The following is a 21,928-nucleotide window of genomic DNA, read 5'->3' on the forward strand; positions in this document are numbered from 1 at the left end:
ACTACTAATTATCAAGAATTAGGAAAAGCCATAGAGTTTGCGTTCGGACAAGTTACATCGTCAAATATTTTTAACTGATTTACACACTGCTGTTATTGTACCTCATCTTTTTGAGAAAGGCTATAGATTATCTAACTGTCAGTCGTCCCAAAACCCATCAAACCGATGCGGTGCTAGCTGGGTGTAGCGGACTGTGTGATGGATATTGGCGTATCCCAGATAATCCTGTATCGCCCTGGTGTCAATGCCCTTAGCCGCCAAATAGTACCCGCAGCCATGCCGAAGCATATGGGGGTGTACTGGAAATTGGAACTCGGCAACCTCCCCCGCCTTCTTAATCATCTTCCTTGCCGCGTCTGGAGTCATCGGCCCGCCCCGCTCTGAAACAAACAGGTAGGGCGAGTCAGGAAAATCTCTCTGCAACTGCCTGAGCGATCGCATCTCTTCCCCAGCCAGCGGGTGAACGCTCGGCCGCGAACCCTTGAGCCGCCTAACGTGGATGTGAGCAGTTTTCAAATTAATCTGCTGCCAGCGCAAGTTCACCAGCTCCGATATCCGCAGTCCGTGCCGATAGCCCATCAGAATTAGCGTAGAGTCCCGATGTCCCCAGCGCCCTTTCCGAGCCGCCTTAATCCAAAATTAGGCGGCGTAAATGTTACACCGGCTCGGCTTGGAAAGCATAAATTACTAACCCCCACTTACCTTTGAATGCTTCTCGGATCGAGAGCATCCCGCAGCCCATCCCCCAATAAATTAAACGCCAACACAGTCAAAATAATCAGTATCGCCGGAGGCCAAACCAACCAAGGCTGCAACACTAAAATTGAAGCATTAGTAGACAGGGATAATAAATTTCCCCAAGAAGGATCGGGCTGTTGAATTCCCAAGCCAATTAAACTCAAAACCGACTCCGCCACAATAAAACCCGGAACAGACAAAGTAGCAGAAATAATTACATAAGTAGCAGTTTGTGGCAAAACGTGGCGGACAATAATATAAATTGGATTGGCGCCCATTGCCCGCGCCGCTTGCACGAATTCTAACTGTTTAATTGATAGTACCTGACCGCGAATTACCCGCGCTAAACTCGCCCAACTGATAAATGAAGTAATCAGCACAATCAATATAAATCGTTGAGCACTTGTCAATCCCGGTGGCAATACTGCTGCTAGCGCTACTAATAAATAAAGACCGGGAATCGTCATCAATACTTCGGCGAAACGCATTAAAATACTATCAATCCAACTGCCGAAATAACCAGATATGCCTCCGATTAACAATCCCAAGGGAAAAGAAATGGCTATTCCTACTAAACCGATGCTGAGGCTAATTCTGCTGCCGTGTACTAAGCGACTGAATTGATCGCGAGCTTGTTCATCCGTGCCTAAAAGATTAATTTGGCCTTCTCCTGTAGTGCCAAATAGGTGCCTGTCTAAAGGCAAAATTCCTAAAAACTTATAGGGAGAAGCTTTGACAAACAAACCGACAGCAGAGGGTTTTTGCCAGTCTACAATTACCTCGCGAGCGCCGGTATTCGCATCCACCGGGCCCTGAGTAGTCGGATAAACGTGGGGCCCGATAAATCGCCCGTCTTGCGTAGTTAAATGAATCTGAGTCGGTGGCAGCAATGAACCGTTTAATTGAGAGTCATAGGGGTCGTAAGGTGCCACAAATTCGGCGAAAAGTGCGACTGTATAAAAAATTAACAGTAGCATGGCTCCCAAGCGAGCTAGAGGATTGTTTCTAAGATTTTGCCACCATTTCATAAGTTTTTAGGTTGAAAATTTTAAGTGAGTTAGTAATAAAGGCTAAAGTTCTTTGTAGAGACTTTAGTTTTTATCTTAATGGGTTCAGCAGCCAAAAGTTAATTCCTGACTTATAAAAGTTTTCATAATTGAATTACTTACTACAAAAATTAGATTACTTGTGTTCATCTCCGACCAAGATTATTCTAGTTTCATCTTCTGGTATTTTCCCCAATTCCTCGCCGCTAAAAGGATTGTAGAAAAACGAGCCTGTTTGGGGCGGCAATTTGGGATTGAGTACAATTTCTACTATACTTTTTACAACCCCAGTGAGCGGGATTGCTAAGATAACTCCCAACAATCCTCCCACTCTTCCTCCTAAGAGCAAAGCTGTGAAAATAATTACCGGACTTAATCCGGTGAGATTGCCCATAATTCGGGGAGCTACTAAATTATCCTTGATTTGCTGAAGACCGATCGCCACTACCAAAACTTGCAGCGCCAGCCACCAATCAATAAAGGCTACAATTATACTAACAGTGCCAATTCCCAAAGTTGCTCCAATAAACGGAATTATTTCCGTCAATCCTATAAACACGGCAAACAACAGAAAAAACGGCACTTGCAGCCACCAAAAAGCCAGACTCAACGAGATGGCCATAAATAGTCCCAGCAATAACTGTCCCGATACAAATCGCTGAAGGTTTCTCTCCAAAGTCTCTGTTAAAACATAGCGAATGTCTGGGGAAAAAATGCTGGTCAAACCCTGCCACACTCTTTTCCCGTCTAGGAGCATATAAAAGGAAATTACCAAAATAAAAATTAAGTCCAAAAACCAGTTAACAGTACCTACAACTAAGCCTAAACCCGTACCGGCGATCGCCTGGACTTGTCCCTGGACTCTAGCTGACAGTTGCTGCTCGAATATTTGCACGTCAAACGGTAAATTGCGCTCGGCACTCCACGCTTGAAATTCACCTAGCTGCAGCCGCCCCGACTCCAGCAATTCCGGCAACCTCACCCCCAACTGGCTCGCTTGGCTGAACACCGGCGGCACAATAGTTAAACCTATTACTACTACTATCACACCCGCAGTTAAATAAACCAGGCCTGCAGCTACTCCCCGCGGCAAAAATACTTGCAGTCTTTTTACTGCATAATTTAATAAAAATGCAATGAGTCCCGCTGTTACTAAAATGCTCACCAGTTCCCCAACATAACTGACAGCAGTTAGGGTAAACCATCCCGTCACTAGCACTAGCAGCCAAGTAATTAGAAACTGTTGGAGGGGAGAAAAGAGACTATTCATTTTGATTTTTTTTAAATAAAGTGGCACAATTTTTTCCGCAGATGTGCCGTATTATACAATAAACACATGAGAGTATAGATTAGGAATAATCAGTTCAAGATTAGACTGACTTTTCTAAGCATTGATAGATAGGTGACGGCTAAGGCAGTTAGGGAGACACAATGCCAGCCCGATCGACCCCACGATCCGAAATCACTCTAATATTCAGTATGCCCCACAGACCGATCAAATTAAATGTCGATCGTACAAACTCGGATCAATTCGCCATTGTAAGGTGAAAGGGCACCACACTCACCCAAAAGGGGGACGCGGGACTGCTGAGGCCATCCGCTAAAATGAATCCAATATAAAAACCGCAATCTTTCTTTACAATCAAAAAACCACAGGCTAATAGCGGCGAGAGGAACTACTGTGACCAATCAAATTTTTTCAGAAGCGGAAGAAAAGCAACCCCTTCCCCCCGTGCAGAGCGGACGCGACAAGAACTCAGCAGTGGATGTACCTGAAAGTGGGGTCTCAGAACACTCTCGCTGGTCATTCTCCGGTGAGGAAGATGAACGAGAAGTTGCCCTAGAAGCTCCAGAAATGGAGGGGGAACAATCAGAAGAGTGGGAACCAGAAGCAACTGAAGTTGGGCCCCGCAAAGAAATCAGGTGGCCCGCCTTGTTGGCGGGCGCGGGAGTTGGCGTGGCTGCAACGCTGCTAGCAGTAAACTTGACTGGGGGCAAGCAGAGTTCACCTCCGGCAGCTCCAATTCCATCGGCAACTCAGCAAGCGACGGCTCCGACGGTGACAGTGGCGCCTGTGGAATCTGCCCAGGTGGGTGAAACTCTGGAAGCGACGGGCGCGGTGGCAGCCTATGACTTGCTGCCGGTGCTGCCACAAGCCAACGGTTTGCAAATCAAGCAGGTGTTGGTGAATGAAGGAGATGCGGTAGAAAAAGGTCAGACGATGGCGGTTTTGGACGATTCGGTGCTACGATCGCAAATTGCCGAAGCACTGGCGGGAGTACAATCGGCCAATTCTACGGTAGAACAAGCCGAAGCTCAGGTGCAGCAAGCTCAGTCAGCCCAACAAGAAGCCCAAGCCGGCGTTGCTCACGCTCAAGCTGGCGTTGAAAAAGCCATCGCTGACGCAGCACAAGCCAAAACAGGTGTCGGGCAGGCAAGAGCCAGTGTGGAACAAGCTAAAGCCGGTGTCACTCAAGCTAAAGCAGGCATTGCCTCGGCTCAGGCTAAATTAGATCAAGCTCAAAGAGAAGTAAATCGCACCCAAGATTTGGCGACCCAGGGAGTAATTAGTCAGCAAGATTTAGAAAGACGCAAGACAGAGCGACAGACTGCTGTTCAAGACTTAAACAAAGCTAAAGCTGACTTGAATACAGCTTTGCAAGAACAGAATAAAGCAGCGGAAGAAGTGCGATCTTCTCTTGCTAAAGTAGCTACTGCTGAAGCTAATATCAGTACCGCTAGAGCCGCCCTCGCCAGCGCTCGTGCAAAAGTGAATACGGCCGGAGCGAGTGTCAGCAGTGCCAGAGCAAATGTCGGAAATAACACAGCAAGTGTCCGCAGCAATGATGCCCAAGTCAAACAGTTACAAACTCAACTAGAACAAACAATTGTTCGAGCGCCGGATAGTGGCACTGTGGCTGAAAGAATTGGTCGAGTTGGCGATGTTTCTTCCGGAAGTCAAAAACTCTTTTCGATTATTCGGGCGAACAAGCTGGAACTGCAATTGAAAGTGCCGGAAACTCAGCTTTCGCAAGTGCGGCCGGGAACAGCAGTGCAAATTACTTCGGATTCTGACAAGCGGATTAAGTTGTCAGGAACTGTGCGAGAGATTTCGCCGGTAGTTGACCCGCAAAATCGGCAAGCTACTGTGAAGATTGATTTGCCCGCAAGCGCGTTTTTGCGATCTGGAATGTTTTTGCGCGCATCTATTTCGACGGCAACGGCTCAAGGTTTCAAAGTGCCCGCTAAAGCTATTGTGCCACAACCTGACGGCAGTTCTATTGTTTATAAACTTGTCGGCGAGGACAAGGTGCAGGCTCAACCAGTGGAAATCGGGGAAATTTCCGGGGGTGCTGTGGGCGATTTAACTGCTGCTAAGGTAGAGGTTAAAAAGGGTTTGAAGGCGGGCGATCTGGTGGTTGTTACGGGCGCTGGTTTTCTTAAGGATGGCGCTCAGGTTAAGGTGGCTAAATAGTTATTGGTTAGGGCTATTTAGAGTTAGGGTTATTTAGAGATTATTGCCTTTTTTTTGCCGCAGATGAAGGCCGATCGACGCCGATGAACCCAGATAACCACTGCCAATATTTCGATTGCACACGTCTACGGAGATTGCATAATTAAAGCACAGTTAACACTTAACAATCACGGACGGTACAACCGGAATTGATATCAATTATGTCTTTGGTAAATATTAGCCTCTAACTTTCTCCGAGATCTGTTCGTATCGGCAGCCTCACGGTAAACCTTGCTCCTTGTTCCTCACCTGAACTTTCTGCACTAACAGTACCGCCGTGGAGTTCTACTAAATGACGGACGATCGAGAGCCCTAGCCCCAATCCAGCCTCTCTGCGAGAGAAACTACTATCGGCCTGACGGAAGCGCTCGAACACATAGGGGAGAAAATTAGGGTGAATGCCCTTACCAGTATCGCTAACTTGGATTTGAGCCATGCCATCAATGTAGTCTAATGCGACTTCAATTCTTCCTCCGGCTGGGGTGAATTTAATCGCGTTTGAAAGTAGATTCCACACTATCTGTTGTAAACGGCTTGGATCGCCCAATACGTTTAGTGTTAAAGGAGTTAGCCTGGATTCGATTTGAAGATTTTTGGCTTCTGCTGCCAAACGAACCACCTCCATCGCATTTTCAACCAGTGGATTCAGCTCAGTTTCCAAAGCATTGAGCCGAAACTGGCCTGTGGTAATCCGCGAAACGTCTAATATGTCATCGATGAGCTGGTTTTGTGCTTTGGCGGCGCGCTCGATCGTTTTTAGTGCCTCCTCGGTTTTAGCCTGGTCAAATTTTTTCAGGCGCAGCAACTGTGTCCAGCCAATCATCGCATTGAGCGGCGTCCGCAGTTCGTGAGAGAGGACGGACAAAAACTCATCTTTGATGCGGTTGGCCTCTTCAGCAGCCGCACGAGCCGATTGTTCTTCAATCCGAAGGTTGCGTTCTGTCTCTAACTGTTTTTGCTCTGTGATATCCTCGACCGCCAACAGAATCATCTGTGTATCGCCGATGGGAGGCATTTTGCGGCCATTGAGCAGCATTATTTTATGCCCGATATGCTCAAAGTCATGCTCGACCTCAAAATCTTGAAACTCGGACTTTCCTGCCAGAATTTCTTCTAAGAGCGATCGCAACTTGGGAAGATTCCACTGTCCATTACCTAGATCGAACAATGAGCGCTGCTCTGTTTGACTCGGCGTCACCTGAAACGTCTCGTAGAAAGAACGGTTGGCGGTGATCGCCTGCAGGTTTAGATCCAGGACTAGCAACGGTTCCCGCACGGTTTCGACGATCGTTTCGGCGTAGTTTTTCGCTTCCGTCAACTGCTGGGCGCTGATTTTGAGCTCGTGGATATCCACCAACATCACCACAGCCCCATCAATCTTGTGGTCGATCGTCCGATACGGTCGAATATGCAGATCGTACCAATGACCCTCTCGATCTTGAACCTCCTGAACTTTCAAATTGAGGGTGCGGATCACCTCTACAATAATTGGCTCTAAATCCGGCAGTATCAACTTGTGAGTGATGTCGCTCACACAGCGCCCGACATCGCTAGAAATCAAGTTGAAGATGCTTTCGATTGCGGGAGTAAATCGGCGGATTCGCAGGTCGCCTCCCACCATCAGAATTGGAATATTGATGGTGCTGAGCAGATTCTGTAAATCGTTACTCACCTGAGTTGATTCAACATTGCGCCGCTGCAATTCGTCATTAATCGTGTTCAGTTCTTCATTGGTTGCTTGAATCTCTTCTTTTGCGGTTTCGAGTTCCTCATTTGTACTTTGCAACTCTTCGTTGTTCGATAAAATCTCTTCGTTGGCCGCTCTCAAATCTTGGTTAGCGGCTTGATGTTCTTGGACGATCGATTGCAGGTGGTCTTTTGTGATTTTGAGTTCTTCTTGCAGCCTCGCAATTTCCAAACTTTCACCCTCTAAAGCATCGGAGTTAACTTTACCATCCTTTACAGCAGCAGACATTGCAGGGATCGGCCGCTCGTCTTGAAACAAAACTAAAAAATAGTGTTTTGTGGCCGCGCCTGTGGGGAATGGAATCACATTAATTTTGACCTGCCGGATGCGATCCCTTTCTCTAATTTGCAAGCCTTCGCGCGCGATCGGCAACTGGTGCTGGGAGGCCTGTTCAATTGCACTGCGGAGTTCGAGGCGCAATCCTTCTTTTGCCATTCTCAGCAAATTCAAGCTAGCCCTACCGGGAGACGGTTCTAGGTAGGCATTCGTCTGTCCTCGAAATTGCAGAATCTCTCTGGCTGTGTTAATTACGACGCCGACAGGCGCATAGTTATTCAAAACAATGCGATCGGCCTGTTTCTCGATTTCGATTTCGTTTAAGCTTTCCGTCGCCAGCGCTGGGTTGAGAAGTGTCACAGGATAGTTGCTAGCAGTTAAATCCATGCTTAGCCAATGCGACAGCGGTTTTTTAGTATAAATTTTGTTCTTTTTGTCTAATAGGGTAAACAATTCTGAAAAGTCACCAACCGTTTCCGAAGTGCCTAACAGCAAAAAGCCCGTGGGCCGAAGCCCGTAGTGGAAAATTGGCAGCAGCTTTTTCTGCAAAGGCGGGCCCAGATAGATCAGCACGTTCCGACAGGTGATCAAATCCATCCGGGAAAACGGCGGATCGCTGATCAGGTTTTGTTTAGCAAAGACGCAGACTTCGCGCACCGACTGAGTGATTTGGTATCCGCCCTCGACTTGCACAAAGAACCGATGCAGGCGTTGGGGTGAAATATCCGCGACTTGGGCTGGCGTATAAAAGCCACGGCGCGCATGGGCGATCGCATTTTCGCTGATGTCTGTCGCATAAATCTGAATCGGCAGGTCGGTACCTCGCTCTGCTAAAAACTCTAACAAGCAGATGGCGATCGAGTAAGCTTCTTCCCCGGTTGAACAGCCGGCCACCCAAATTCGGATCGGTATTTTCGACGATTTATCTTTAACGATTTCGGGAAAAATTTTGCTGCTTAAACCCTCAAAGCTTTCGGGGTCACGGAAAAAGCTGGTGACATGAATGAAGACATCGTGATAAAGCGCCGTTACTTCTGTCGGGGTGTTTTGGAGATATTCGGCATAATCCTCCATCCGTTCCAGCTTGTACAGCACCATCCGTCGCTGCATCCGCCGCTTCAAGGTGGTTTGTTTGTAGTGAGTAAAATCAACTCCTGTAGCGGCGCGCAGCAAACTGTAGATGGTGGCGATCGCATCTTTATTTTCGCTCGTATCTTCTTCGCTGGTGGTCGATTCTGCCGCAGGCCGATCGGCAATGTAGGGATGACGGCTGAGGTCTGCTATTTTCTCGGCAATTTTATCCGGTGGCAATATAAAGTCTACCTGACCCGTAGCCACCGCAGTGTTCGGCATACTGCTGACCTGTGCCGATCCTTCACATTGGGCAAAAGTAATACCGCCTGCAGCCTTAATCGCTTTTAATCCTTGGGCACCATCGCCGTCGCCCCCGGACAAAACCACGCCGATGGCTTGGTTCCCCCGTTCTGTGGCGAGGGAAACCAGAAAAGTATCGACGGACATAAATACCCCCTTTGTTGTGCCGCGAGGCGTTAGCTTCAGCACCCCTCGCTCGATGGTCATGCTGAAATTCGGGGGGATGACGTAGACATGATTCGGTTCTATGGCCATCCCCTCTGTTACCTCATGGACGGGCATCTGGGTCGATCGAGCCAGAATTTCCCTCAACACACTTTCCTGAGTCGGCAACATATGCTGAATTATTACAAACGCCATGCCGGTATCGATCGGTAAATGCCTGAGTAATTGGTTAAAGGCTTCCAATCCACCCGCAGAGGCTCCTATTCCAACTACAGGAAATAAATCGTTTTGATTGTTCTGCTGCTTTTGATCGGCTTTGATACAACCTTTAGGTTGAGATTTCTTGGAATTCTTTTTTTCGGTCATTTTTTATACCCTGTTTTTGGCTATCAGAAGAGATATTATTGTTGTGATGAGAAATTTTTAGTTTTATTATATCTATAAAAGAGATAATATAATGAAGGATTATCCATCTACCGGGGGATCTGTTGAGGCACAGTCGGCGCGTGCGATTTTCCAATTATTATTATAATTTATAATTATTATTATTATTATTATAATTATTATTATTGATGTCCATACTGCCTGCCTCAAGGGGTACAGGGGTAAAATCGTGAGGGTTGAAATCTCTCACACATTATTATACTAATGGTAGTCTTGAAATTTGATAACGAGTAAATTTGCCATATTCTGCGATCGTAGCAATTCTATGAAGGTTTTCCATAGAGTCCAGTTCGTCTAAATCCGCCAACTCATCAAGAAACTTGACAGGGGAATCTTTTCCGCCCTCCTCAATCAATGGGGCTAGGGATAAGCTGCGAAAAAAAAATAGTACAATTAAGTAGATAAACTTAAAAAAAAGAGAACACCCTACAGAACGGCAATTAATTTCGTTTTTACGCAGGTTGTGGCATCGCAAATTCGCTAGCGCCCCGTCGATATAAACTATCTCTGGATGATTTTATAAGTGTTTCATCACTGCTTTTTGGGATATTTTTACCTTTTTAGCGATTGTCAAGATATCGTCGATCGGCTCTTGCCAATATTGATATAACTCAGCAATTATTTCCTAAACTTCTTCTGGTGTTGAAGTTTGAGGCTGTTAATTTCCAGACACAATCTAATAACTGAATTTTTTTTAACCTTCCCAAAATCCGGCAATCCTGGCTAAAATCTTCAATAAAAGTAACAAAAATATATTTTAATAGGCTGAGGGAAATTAGGAAAATCCCAGCAGCGCTGCAAAGTTCGGATTCTCAACACAGGCTGTCGGAGGTAGCGGCTGTGAGAAAGGGCGATTCTGGGGTGGGGCTACCGATGTGGCTGAGGAAAGTGAACGATAGGGAGTTTAAGTAGGGTGCGATCGTTCCTGGCGATGGGATGGCGGCACAGTCAAACTGCGGACTCAATGGCTGCGCTGTTAAAAATGATGCAGTTCGATCGCGCGATCCGAATGTGCGCGCAGAAGCCGCTAACTCTTTGTCAAGGTTCGGAACCGAGGCGATTGCTGATTTAGTGGCAGGTTTTGCCCGCGATGACAATTGGCTCGTCCGCCACAGTATCATGGCTCAGTTGTGCGATCGGCGATCGGCCAAAATTGATTGTCCAAATGCTATACTCAAAATCAGAAAATAGTTGTACAATGTTTTTCTAGTCATTTTTTACCGCTGCGCCTCCAAAGTCAAAGAAGGTGAAAACAGGTAAAAAACACTAAGCGCGGGCGTAATTCAGTGGTAGAATGTCAGCTTCCCATGCTGAACGTCGTGGGTTCGAGTCCCACCGTCCGCTTTGACTGAATTTTCATAGAAGTATGAAAATTAATTAGTGCTATAAATTCAATCTATGGCTTATTTCTTAACCGCTGCTTTATATAAGTTCGTTGAACTACCGGATTTTGCTGAGCTGAAAGCACCTCTAATCGATTGTTGCAATAACAACAACGTCAAAGGCACTATCTTGCTGGCCCAAGAAGGCATCAATGGCACGATTGCCGGCTCATCCGAGGGCGTACGCGCAGTGCTGGCATTCTTGCGTAGTGACCCCCGTTTTGCGGATCTCGTACACAAGGAATCTTTCTCGGAAAAAGCACCTTTTTACCGCCTGAAAATACGCTTGAAGCGCGAAATCGTCACGATGGGAGTACCGGACATTAATCCCCGCCTCATGGCTGGCAAATATGTTAAGCCGGAGGAGTGGAATAAGCTGCTTGACGATCCCGATGTTGTTGTGGTTGATGTGCGTAACGACTTCGAGGTATCTATGGGTACTTTTGAAGGCGCTATTAATCCAAAAACAAAAAGCTTTTCTGAGTTACCTGAATGGGCGCTGCAAGAAGCTGCTTTACGCAATAAACCCAAGGTGGCAATGTTTTGCACGGGTGGTATTCGCTGCGAAAAATCGACTGCGTTTTTGCGAACTCAAGGTTTTGATGAAGTCTATCATCTCGAGGGCGGAATTTTAAAATATTTGGAAACGGTGCCGGAAGCCGAAAGTCGTTGGGAAGGTGAATGTTTTGTCTTTGATGAACGGGTTTCTGTTGGTCAGGACTTAAAGCCGGGTAACTATGAACTTTGTCGCGGTTGTCGTCACCCGATTAGTCCGGAAGATAAGGCTTCGGAATTATTTGTACTTGGTGTGAGTTGTCCTCATTGTCATGACTCAAAAACTGAAACCAAAAAACAAGCCTTATCTGAACGTCAACGTCAGATTGAGCTTGCTAAGCGTCGCAACCAAGTACACATAGGCGCGCGCTACGATGCGAAGGAAAAAGTAGATGGTGCGATCGACTAATATAGCCTTTCTCAGTAACATGAGGTTCACGCTTGATATAGGGCATAGGGAATACCTCACTTTATTGAGAACTGCTATATTATTATTCACTAAGCTCAAAGAAACCCTGTTTCTACGAAAAATATTGTTGAGCGACAAGAAATCTACGAAGAAATGGGGTTTCTGACCCGAAAAACCCGATCGCGCGATCGACTAAACATATGTCAGCAATATACCCGATTTTGTATTCCTTCCGCCGCTGTCCCTATGCTATGCGCGCGCGCTTGGCCTTGATGGTTAGCAATCGGGTGTGTGAGTTACGGGAAGTTGTTTTGCGAGACAAACCACAAGAGATGTTGGAAGTATCTGCCAAAGGTACAGTACCAATATTGATTGATATTGATGGGCGGGTACTCGATCAAAGTATCGATATCATGTTGTGGGCATTGAGACAACACGATCCTGAAAAATGGTTGATGCCACAGCTAGGTTCTGTTACAGAAATGCTGGAACTAATTGCTCTATTTGATGATAGGTTTAAATATCATCTTGACCGTTATAAGTACCCCGATCGTTATCCCGGTGTTGATGCCCAAGTACATCGTTATGAAGGTGCTTTATTCCTGGACAAACTCAATGCACAGTTAAGCGCAACTAAATATTTAGTTGGTAACAATATAGCATTGGCTGATATGGCGATCGCACCTTTTGTTCGTCAATTCGCTCATACGGATCGAGCTTGGTTTAACGAACAGCCTTGGCCTCCTCTACAAGCTTGGTTAGCAGGGTTTACAGACTCGGAAATTTATAGCAGTGTTATGCAGAAATATCCGAAATGGGAATCCGGTAATCCAGGGGTTATTTTTCCTCCCTCGTAATTACTTATTCTTATTCGCTGCCCGCATATTTATTAATTCTCAAAAGGTTATTTACCATGCTAAACTTATTGTTTTGAGAATACCAGATTGACCGAAAGCATCCATGGTACAAGCCTCCGGATTCATCCGTGAATAAATAAAAAACCTGTATCCGATAAATAAGCCCCCGAATTTATCCGTGGGGTCAATCTTTCAATTCTTTAATCTAAAATCTTTAATCTAAAATCTAAAATCGATTGACTGTCATTTGACTAGAAAAGTGACGCAGGCAAAAATTGGATTTTGCTAAAATTTTTAACTGGAAAGGATTTATTGTAATCTAGTAAGTATTGTCAGGCTGAAATTATGATTGATGTTGGTTCGTTAGTTCGATCGCCCAGAAACGATTTGGGAGTCGGAAAAGTTGTCGAGGTATCGCGTACCGAGGCGGTAGTTGAATATTTTTGCTCAGTTAAAAACCGCATCCGCAAAACTGTACCCTTGGGTTTGCTGCAAGAAGCCATACTTCAGCGCCAAACCCGCTGCTACCTCTGGAGTACCACTCAAGAAAGATGGATAATTGGGCGAGTTTATGACTGGGATGAAGATAAATTAGAGTACGAAATTGACCTCCCCGACAGCCAAAGTTTGCAAGCTGTTGAAAGCGAACTTTACGTTCGCTGCAATATCCCGATCGCCGATCCGATCGACATTTTAGCAGTCAAAGGTCAAGAAACACCGTATTTTCACGATCGCCGATTGGCATTCGTTCAATCTGCGATCGAACAGCGGGCCGTCAGCCGCGGCATGACCGGTTTAATTTCTGCTAACATAGACCTCTATCCGCACCAAGTTGAAGTCGTCCGGCGCGTCCTAGAAGACCCAATCGTGCGCTATTTATTAGCAGACGAACCTGGACTGGGAAAAACAGTAGAAGCCGGCACAATTCTCCGCCAATTTCTGCTAGATGAACCCAACGGACGCGCTGTGGTACTGGTTCCGAAATACTTGCTCGAACAGTGGCGGCAGGAGTTAGAAAATAAATTCTATTTGTCTCATTTTGCTGACCGAGTGCAGCTTGTGGCTGTTAGCGACATCAATCAAATTAGTCGCAACGCCAACCTAGATTTTCTGATTGTTGATGAAGCGCATGATGTGGCGGCAATGGCAAATTCGAGCGATCGCACTCAGCAGCAGTCGTTTGAACTCTGTCAGAAACTAGCTCAGAAAAGCAAAAATGTATTGTTATTATCTGCAACGCCAGTTCTCGGCCGCGAGCAAGATTTTCTAACGATGCTGCATTTGCTAGATCCCACAACTTACCGTCTTGATGACCTGGAAAGCTTCAAAGAACAGGTGCAAAACCGTCAGGAAATCGGTCGCGCTTTGCTAGATTTTCGAGAAAATGCCAAGCCTGCTGTTTTGCAAACAAAACTCGCTCAACTTCGCACTATTTTTGCAAAAGATGATTATTTAATCGGCTTAGCAACAGAGTTAGAAAGTTGTTTGAAAACGAAAGAAACCGCAGAACAGGCTCGGCTTGTCCGAACTATTCGCACTCATGTTAGCGATACCTACCGCCTGCACCGCCGCATCCTTCGCAACCGCCGCGATGCAGTTGAAGATGTGATTTTCGATCGAGATGCTGTCCCCAAAACCGAGTACGATCTGAATGACGAACAGTGGTCGGAAATTCAAACCGTACTCGATAAATGGCGCACAGTCGCTCCCAAGTCGAGCGAATACCAGAGAATTTTTCTGCTGTTTTTCCGCGCTTCCGGTACTTGGCTGAATGTTTTAGAACGGGTGGTCAAAGCTCGTTTGCAGAAAAAATCGACTCCAGAACTCGATCGCGAATTTGGACAAAATGACACGGCAATTTTGACCAAAACTGCGCTGTTTCCCGAAGAAAGGGAAATACTGGAAACCTTGCTCAACACCCTGGAAAAGCCCCAGGAAGGACTCGATCGACTGAGTTTGTTGCGAATCGCGATTCTCCGATTTCTGGCAGTGGCTTTGAAGGTTCCGCGCGAGTATCACAGCAAACCTCGCGATTTGCTGTCGAGAATTCAACAGCAAATTAAACGGCCGATTCCGGGCGAGCGTTTTCCGAAGATTGTGATTTTTACCAGTTTTACTGCAACTTGTAAAGAGATTGCGGAAAATTTAGCTAAAATCTTTGGTAAAAATGCGATCGCCAGCCATGACACGACCAAATCGGCTGATGATGTTGAGGCTAGTCTCAAGCGGTTTAAGACTGAACCCCATTGTTTTATCTTAGTGTGCGATCGATCGGCGGAAGTAGGGGTAAATCTACAAGTGACAGATTGGTTAGTTCACTTCGATTTGCCGTGGTTTCCCAACCAGTTAGAACAAAGACTCGGCAGAGTCGATCGCATTGGCAGCAAAATGGGAACCCAATTTTGTTTGTTTGCAGGCCCGGATTTGCCGGAGAGTCCCCACGAAGCTTGGTTTCAAGTTTTAAAAGATGGGTTTGATATCTTCAACAAATCTATTGCCAGCCTTCAGTTTTATGCTGAGGAAAAACTTCTCAAACTTGAAGAAAAGTTGTTTGCTGAGGGAGGCAAGGGCTTATCCAGCGAAATTGAAGCGATTAAAACTGAAATCGAACAAGAGAAAATCAAAATAGACGAACAGTACGTTCTCGATGAAATTGACACTCTTGATGACAGCGCATCTCAGTATTTTGAATCTCTCGACAACTGCGATGCTAAGCATAAAGAAATGCAGCGGGCAACTGAGGGGTGGTTGTGTCAAGCTCTTCACTTCAAACAAATCGAACATCCGAGTGTATCGGGGTTGCTGCGCTATCAACCTACTCAAAAAACGTTGATTCCGTCGAACGATTTGAGAACCAGATTGATTCCTTATTGCCAGCAATATGGTAGTTACAATCGCCGCATTGCTCATCAGAATGCGGATGTCGCTCTTTACCGAATTGGTGAGGGATTGATCGATGCACTTGGCTCTTATATTCGCTGGGACGATCGGGGTCAAGCTTTTGCCATGTGGCGGCATGATGAAAGTTGGGATGCTGCGCCTGGGAAGGAGTGGTTTGGCTTTCAGTTTAATTATTCAATCCAGACTGATGTGCAGCCTGCCGAGCAAGTTTTGCAAGCACAAAACATCGAAAATTACAACTTAAAAGCTTTGCAGCGCCGCGCTGATGCTCTGTTTCTGCCAATTTTTGAAACTGTGTTTGTAGATGCTCGCAGCGAAGAAATTTCTCTGGTGGAAGATGCGGAACTTCTGGCAATTTTGCAGCGGGCTTATAAGGGGAAAGGCGGGCTGAATCGGGATTACAATTTGTCGAAAAATCGCACGTCGCTGCTTGACAGTTTTGTCGATCCGCTAGAATGGGATGATTTTTGCCAAAAGGGACGGGTGGTATCGGAGGAATTGCTGCGCGGGCGATCGGCTTTTGTGGAAATGTGCGATCGATCTGCTGTCACTGCTGCTATCCAACTCGAAAACCGGGTGAATCAATTGCAATTGCGCTTGAATCGACTTTCTAAATCTGAACAACTTTTAGAATCGGTTTTGGCTGAGGAAATCAATACCGAAAGTTTGTTGAGTCAAGCGGTTTTAGATGGTATTCGCCGCCCAAACCTGACTCTCGAATCTGTTGGATTTATTGTGATTTCTGGGCGTCCTCCTGTAAAGTCGGAGGATGAAGGATAATTTGTTTGGGAGGGCGATCGATCGCTCTTTTTGAGGGCGATCGCTCTTTTTTAACCGCAGATACAGGCGGATAAACGCGGATGGACGCAGATGGATGGATGGGGGATCAGTCTTATGTAAACTGCAGAAGTGGCAGCAATTTTTAGATTATGGGACTGTAAAAAGGGTAAGATAAATGGAGTAGTAATGAGTAGCAGTGATTTAGTTAAAAGCAACGCTTCGGCCTGACATCAAAGCGCGTCGATCGCATGGAAATTGTACCGCACAGCCAAAATGAAGAAGTCTCCGATAAAAATTCTGCTAGTAGAGGACGATGGAGGGCTGAGTGCAACACTGGCAAAGGTGTTGGAAGCAAATCATTACGGGTTCGATCGGGCAAATGATGGACAATTGGGTCTAGACTTGGCAGCAGCAATTGAGTATGACCTGATTTTGTTAGACGTGCAGGTTGCCAAACTAGATGTAATTAGTCTATGTCGGCAACTGCGATCGCAAGGTTACTGCAAACCGATCCTGTTAATGACTGCAAAGGATTCAGATGCGGAGGTGGTGGCTCTTTTCGATGCGGGTGCCGATGATTACATCAGCAAGCCTTTTGCTACGGAAGTATTGCTGGCAAGAATCCGAACTTTATTGCGACGCAGTAAAGCACTTTCCCCAGGAGTTTCTACTCCGAATTCACCGCCTAATACATTGACTTGGGGAGCTCTTTGTTTAGATTTGGATGCTGGTAGAGTGACATTTGGCGAACAAATAATTTCACTGACAGCGACAGAATATAATGTGCTGGAATTATTACTGCGAAATCCCGATCGCATCTTTAGCCGCAGTGCTATTTTGGATCGTCTGTGGGGATTTGATGAAGCACCAACGGATCGCGCTATTATCACTCATATTAAGGATGTCAGAAAGAAACTGAAGGCAGGCGGCTTAACTGAAGAAATTATCGAAACAATTTATGGCATGGGCTATCGACTGAAACCGTACCCCCAATCTACTTCGTCTAGTTCAAATAATCCTGGGATTGACGGCACCAAAAAACATCAATCTCGCGGGGTAGATAAGTCGGAAAGCGACAAAGTGTTAGAGCGGTTTCGGGGAAGCTTCAACCAACAAATTGCTGTATTGGATAGGGCAAAAACTGCTCTATTAGCAGGAAATTTAGCAACAGAATTACAGCAAGCGGCCAAACAGGAAGCTCATAAATTAGCCGGCTCTCTGGGTTCTTTTGGTTATCCCGAAGGCTCGAAATTAGCCCGCTCGGCAGAGCATTTGCTCATAAACGATCGCTCTTTAACTGCTGAGGAAATTACCCGCTTCTCGGAATTTGTGACAGGATTACAGCAGGAATTAGCCACAACACCGATTACATCAACGGCTGCACCAGTTTCTACTATTTCAAATTTTAACTCTCGGGTTGTGGTAGTTGATGATGATGCTGCATTAACGGAGCGATTGCAAGTGGAATCCGAAGCTTGGGGATTGCGGATGAAAATTGCGCCGAATATTACTGCTGCCCGATCGCGTCTTGCTTTGTCAATGCCCGATGTGATGTTACTAGATTTAAGCTTTGCAGAGACAGAGGAAGATGGATTGACGCTACTGCGAGAGCTGACCGAGCGATCGCCTAATCTTCCTATAATCGTTTTTACCGGACGAGATAGCCTTGCCGATCGCTTGGCTGTATCGCGCTTAGGTGCTAAGCAATTTCTCCAGAAACCTGCAACCACCGAGCAAATTTTTCGAGCGATAACCCGTGTTCTACCCAGTCCCAAAACTTCAGAAGCCAAAGTCTTAATCGTAGATGATGACCCTGTGATGCTGGTTAAATTATCAGGGTTGCTGACTCCTTGGGGACTTGAGGTGACAAATCTCAAAGAACCACAACAATTTTGGGAGGTGTTAATTACCACTAAGCCCGATTTAGTAGTGCTGGATCTAGAAATGCCGATCGTCAGCGGCTTAGAATTGTGTCAGGTCGTCCGACAGGATATCCAATGGGAAAATTTACCGATTTTGGTGGTGACAGCCCATACCGATCCAGCATTTTTGCAACAAGCCTTTGCAGCGGGAGCCGATGATTTTATTACCAAGCCGATATTAGGGCCTGAATTAGTCACGCGGGTACTCAGCCGAATTAAGCGTACTCGTCCTGTACTTAAGCCTGCGAATACTTAAATAGAACTTACGCGCGAAGGCTAAAAACCCGGTTTCTGCCTCAATCTAAAAAATGTAATTAATTAAGTAGATTAATGACAGAACATACTGATGAAGATTATGGGAAATGGCAACAACAGCCACAGCCAATCCTGGCTAAAACAGCACTTTCTCTCTCCGCATCCCTCAAACTAGAAGATATTCTCAACACTACGGTAACTGACCTCAGAAACGTTCTGCAATGCGATCGCGTAATTATCTGCCAATTTGCTCCAGACTGGAGCCCAAAGGTGGTGGTAGAGTCCGTTGGTTCAGAATGGACAGCAATCTTATCCACTCAGATACACGCTCCTTGCTTTGCTGAAAGCTATATCGAACACTTCAAACAAGGCTTATTCACCTCTAAATCAGATATTTATACTGCCGGAATTGATACTTGTCACCGGGAATTCCTGGCAAATTTTCAAGTGAGAGCTAACCTGGTTGTTCCTATCCTTGAGAGACAAGAACTTTGGGGATTATTGATTGCCCATCACTGTGCAGAACCTCGCGAATGGCAATCCTCAGAAATTGAACTCATGCGACAGCTAGCAACTCAAGTTGAAATTGCTATTCAGCAAGCTGATTTATTTGAGCGAGTACAAACGGAACTGAGGGAGCGGCAACAAGCAGAAATTGCCCTACAACAACTCAATACTGAACTCGAACAACGAGTCATAGAACGGACGGCAGAACTTACTGAAGCCAACCATAGCTTGCAACAATATATCAATCAAGTTGAAGACCTCTATAATAATGCTCCCTGTGGCTATCATTCCCTAGATGCAGTCGGAACAATAATTATGATTAATGATACGGAATTGAAGTGGTTAGGCTATACCCGCGATGAAATTGTGCATAAAAAGAAAATTATTGATTTGATGACACTTGCAAGTCAAAATATTTACTATCAAAACTTTACCTTATTAAAAAAACAAGGCTACCTAAACAATTTAGAGCTTCAGCTCTTGAATAAAAACGGAAAACCCATTTGGATAAACTTAAATGCTACAGCAATGTATGATGAAGCAGGTAACTTCATGATGAGTCGTTCTAGCGTATTTGATATCACCGATCGCAAACTTAGTGAAGCAGCCTTCCGCCAATATGAAAGCATCGTATTCAATACAACAGATGCGATTGTACTGCTGAATAGCAACTATATTTATCAAATAGCCAATCAAGCTTATTTGACTCGGTGCAACAAATCTGAAAGCGAAGTTATCGGGAATTCTGTTAGCAATATCGTGGATGCAGACGTATTCGATCACTTGATTAAACCTAGGTTAGACAGATGTTTGGCTGGCGAAATAATTCAGTATGAAAGCTGGTTTGACTCTGCCAATTTAGGCAGGCAATTTTTGAGCGTTACCTATACGCCTTTACGTGATAGAGACGAAAATATTGTAGGGGTAATCGTCATTCTGCGCGATCTGACTAAACTTAAACAAGCCGAACAAATGCTTGAGCTTCAGGCTGTCATTACCCGCAACATGGCGGAAGGCATTTGTTTAGTAAGAGCAGATAATGCAGTTATTGTCTATGCCAATCCTAAATTTGAGCAGATGTTTGGCTATGACTTTGGCGAACTCAACGGTCAGCACGTTTCGATTCTCAACTATGGCAGCGAATCGGCCAATCCTGAAGATGTAAATCAAGCTATTCGGTCTGCCGTTTTACAAAATAATGAATTTAGCTATGAAGTCCACAATGTCAAGAAAGATGGGACTCCATTTTGGTGCAGTGCAACTTGCTCTATATTCAATCATTCCGACTATGGCGATGTTATGGTGGCCGTTCATCAAGATATCACAGTAGCGAAGCACCTCGAAGAAGTTCGACAAGAGGCGGAAGCAGCCTTACTACAGAAATCCCGAAAGGAAAATTTGCTCTGGAGGATTACTCAAGGGATTCGCCAATCTTTGGATCTGAATGCCGTTCTAAATACTGCTGTTACTGAAATTAGGCAGACATTACAAACCGATCGCACTACTATTTACCGATTTAATCCGGATTGGAGTGGTGATTTTGTCGTGGAGTCAGTTGGTGAGGGTTGGAGAAAACTGATAGGAAGCGAACTTCAAAAAAATTGTGTAGATACCTATCTGCAAGAAACTCACGGCGGTCGATTCCGAAATCATGAAAGTTTGGTGGTTAATAATATTTACAGCGCTGCACTTCAACCCTGTCATATCGAGCTAGTGGAACAACTACAAGCAAAAAGTTATGCAGTTTTTCCGATATTTTTGAGAGAAAATCTCTGGGGTTTGTTAGCTATCTACCAAAATACGGCACCTCGTCAATGGAAATTCTGGGAAATAGAATTAGTTGAACAGATTGCCAGCCAATTGTCGATCGCCATCCAGCAATCCAAACTCTACCGACAACTTCAGCTAGAACTGCAAGAACGCAAACAAGCCGAAGCCACGATCCGAGAAGCCGAACGACGCTGGCGATCCCTCTTGGATAACGTGCAGTTGATTGTTGTCGGACTCGATCGATCGGGAAATGTTAATTATGTTAATCCTTTTTTCTTAAAACTCACAGGATATACTAACCCAGAAGTCATCGGAAAAAATTGGTTTGAAAACTTTTTACCCCGTCCTATTCAAGAACCGGTTAAAGTTATTTTTTCGGAAGTTTTAGCTCATAACTATCATCCCTATTATCAAAATTTTATCTTAACAAAATCGGCTGAGGAACGATTTATTGCGTGGAACAATACCATGCTGCAAGATTCAGAGGGAAACCTCATTGGAACTATCAGCATTGGGGAAGATATTACCGAAAGACAAAAGATCGAACACATTAAAAATGAGTTCATTGGTATTGTCAGCCATGAACTTCGGACTCCTTTGGCAGGAATTCAAATGTCATTGGGACTAATAAAAAGTGGGATTTATGATAAAAAGCCCGAAAAATCTAGACGCATGATAGAAATTGCCTTCCTCGATACCAATAGATTAGTGAACCTGGTTAATGATATTTTAGATTTGGAGCGCCTAGACTCCGGGCGGGCAATTGTCGAGAAAACCGTTTGCAAAGCTGCCGATTTGATGCAGCAAGCAGTAGATAGCCTTCAGGCTCTGGCTACTAAAGAGCAGATCTCATTAATCGTTAACCCCACAGATGCAGAAGTCTGGGCAACAGGAGATGCGATCGTCCAAACCTTAACAAATTTGCTCAGTAATGCGATTAAATTCTCACCTGCCGATTCCACAATTCATCTGAGTGCCGAAAACCAGACAGACTTTGTGCTGTTCCAAGTTAGCGATCGCGGACGAGGAATTCCAGCAGATAAACTAGAACTGGTTTTTGGGCGATTTCAGCAAGTCGATGCCTCCGACTCCCGTGAAAAAGGAGGCACCGGTTTAGGTTTAGCAATCTGTCGCAGTATTGTTGAGCGGCATGGCGGCAAAATCTGGGCGGAAAGTATCTTAGGTGAAGGCAGCACATTTTGCTTCACCCTACCCTTACCCAACATTGAATAACGCTTAGATTAATCTGTAGCATCAATCCCAAATCCAAAATCTCCAATCCAAAA

The 21,928-nt window shown here is 45.3% G+C and carries 12 protein-coding genes and 1 tRNA gene; 8 read left to right on the forward strand and 5 right to left on the reverse strand.

The window, feature by feature from the left end:
* Window positions 1-138: 138 nt before the first annotated feature.
* The 3 genes from QUA27_RS24015 to QUA27_RS24025 form a co-directional block, all read right to left on the reverse strand.
* A complete protein-coding gene (locus tag QUA27_RS24015; protein ID WP_333071193.1) occupies window positions 139-633 on the reverse strand; it encodes a tyrosine-type recombinase/integrase in 495 nt (164 codons plus the stop codon).
* Window positions 634-698: 65 nt separating this feature from the next.
* A complete protein-coding gene (locus QUA27_RS24020) occupies window positions 699-1,766 on the reverse strand; it encodes an ABC transporter permease (protein ID WP_333071149.1) in 1,068 nt (355 codons plus the stop codon).
* 154 nt (window positions 1,767-1,920) lie between these two features.
* Complete coding sequence (locus tag QUA27_RS24025) at window positions 1,921-3,054, reverse strand: AI-2E family transporter (RefSeq protein ID WP_333071151.1); 1,134 nt, start codon at window positions 3,052-3,054, stop codon at window positions 1,921-1,923.
* A 411-nt stretch (window positions 3,055-3,465) separates the two neighbouring features.
* On the opposite strand from QUA27_RS24025, the gene QUA27_RS24030 reads away from it, so the two are divergent.
* The gene (locus QUA27_RS24030; RefSeq protein ID WP_333071153.1) at window positions 3,466-5,259 is read left to right on the forward strand and encodes an efflux RND transporter periplasmic adaptor subunit; all 1,794 of its coding nucleotides are present in this window, start codon (window positions 3,466-3,468) and stop codon (window positions 5,257-5,259) included.
* Between the two features lie 223 nt (window positions 5,260-5,482).
* Here QUA27_RS24030 and QUA27_RS24035 read toward each other — a convergent pair whose 3' ends face one another.
* Window positions 5,483-9,226, reverse strand: a complete 3,744-nt coding sequence (locus tag QUA27_RS24035; protein ID WP_333071155.1) for a chemotaxis protein CheB — start codon at window positions 9,224-9,226, stop codon at window positions 5,483-5,485.
* A 595-nt stretch (window positions 9,227-9,821) separates the two neighbouring features.
* On the reverse strand, window positions 9,822-9,926 hold the full coding sequence (locus tag QUA27_RS27645; RefSeq protein WP_510175269.1) for a DUF8630 family protein: 105 nt from the start codon (window positions 9,924-9,926) through the stop codon (window positions 9,822-9,824).
* A 314-nt stretch (window positions 9,927-10,240) separates the two neighbouring features.
* On the opposite strand from QUA27_RS27645, the gene QUA27_RS24040 reads away from it, so the two are divergent.
* From QUA27_RS24040 to QUA27_RS24070, 7 genes are all read left to right on the forward strand, one after another.
* Window positions 10,241-10,495: a HEAT repeat domain-containing protein gene (locus QUA27_RS24040; protein WP_333071158.1), complete on the forward strand. Its 255-nt coding sequence runs from the start codon at window positions 10,241-10,243 to the stop codon at window positions 10,493-10,495.
* A gap of 81 nt (window positions 10,496-10,576) precedes the next feature.
* Window positions 10,577-10,648 (forward strand) — tRNA-Gly (locus QUA27_RS24045).
* 54 nt (window positions 10,649-10,702) lie between these two features.
* Complete coding sequence (gene trhO, locus QUA27_RS24050) at window positions 10,703-11,650, forward strand: oxygen-dependent tRNA uridine(34) hydroxylase TrhO (RefSeq protein WP_333071160.1); 948 nt, start codon at window positions 10,703-10,705, stop codon at window positions 11,648-11,650.
* Between the two features lie 200 nt (window positions 11,651-11,850).
* A complete protein-coding gene (locus QUA27_RS24055; RefSeq protein ID WP_333071162.1) occupies window positions 11,851-12,507 on the forward strand; it encodes a glutathione S-transferase in 657 nt (218 codons plus the stop codon).
* A gap of 345 nt (window positions 12,508-12,852) precedes the next feature.
* Complete coding sequence (gene dpdE, locus QUA27_RS24060) at window positions 12,853-16,188, forward strand: protein DpdE (protein WP_333071163.1); 3,336 nt, start codon at window positions 12,853-12,855, stop codon at window positions 16,186-16,188.
* 273 nt (window positions 16,189-16,461) lie between these two features.
* Window positions 16,462-18,366: a response regulator gene (locus QUA27_RS24065; protein ID WP_333071164.1), complete on the forward strand. Its 1,905-nt coding sequence runs from the start codon at window positions 16,462-16,464 to the stop codon at window positions 18,364-18,366.
* Window positions 18,367-18,440: 74 nt separating this feature from the next.
* Window positions 18,441-21,875: a PAS domain S-box protein gene (locus tag QUA27_RS24070; RefSeq protein ID WP_333071166.1), complete on the forward strand. Its 3,435-nt coding sequence runs from the start codon at window positions 18,441-18,443 to the stop codon at window positions 21,873-21,875.
* Window positions 21,876-21,928 lie beyond the last annotated feature (53 nt).

The sequence above is a fragment of the Microcoleus harperi Pol14_C6 genome, assembly GCF_036701295.1.
GTDB lineage: Bacteria > Cyanobacteriota > Cyanobacteriia > Cyanobacteriales > Microcoleaceae > Microcoleus.

Excerpts from the sequence above, each read along its gene's own strand:
- QUA27_RS24020 (WP_333071149.1), bottom strand. The coding sequence starts at position 1,766 with ATGAAATGGTGGCAAAATCTTAGAAACAATCCTCTAGCTCGCTTGGGA.
- QUA27_RS24025 (WP_333071151.1), bottom strand. The coding sequence starts at position 3,054 with ATGAATAGTCTCTTTTCTCCCCTCCAACAGTTTCTAATTACTTGGCTG.
- QUA27_RS24035 (WP_333071155.1), bottom strand. The coding sequence starts at position 9,226 with ATGACCGAAAAAAAGAATTCCAAGAAATCTCAACCTAAAGGTTGTATC.
- QUA27_RS24040 (WP_333071158.1), top strand. The coding sequence starts at position 10,241 with ATGGCGGCACAGTCAAACTGCGGACTCAATGGCTGCGCTGTTAAAAAT.
- trhO (WP_333071160.1), top strand. The coding sequence starts at position 10,703 with ATGGCTTATTTCTTAACCGCTGCTTTATATAAGTTCGTTGAACTACCG.
- QUA27_RS24055 (WP_333071162.1), top strand. The coding sequence starts at position 11,851 with ATGTCAGCAATATACCCGATTTTGTATTCCTTCCGCCGCTGTCCCTAT.
- dpdE (WP_333071163.1), top strand. The coding sequence starts at position 12,853 with ATGATTGATGTTGGTTCGTTAGTTCGATCGCCCAGAAACGATTTGGGA.
- QUA27_RS24065 (WP_333071164.1), top strand. The coding sequence starts at position 16,462 with ATGAAGAAGTCTCCGATAAAAATTCTGCTAGTAGAGGACGATGGAGGG.
- QUA27_RS24070 (WP_333071166.1), top strand. The coding sequence starts at position 18,441 with ATGACAGAACATACTGATGAAGATTATGGGAAATGGCAACAACAGCCA.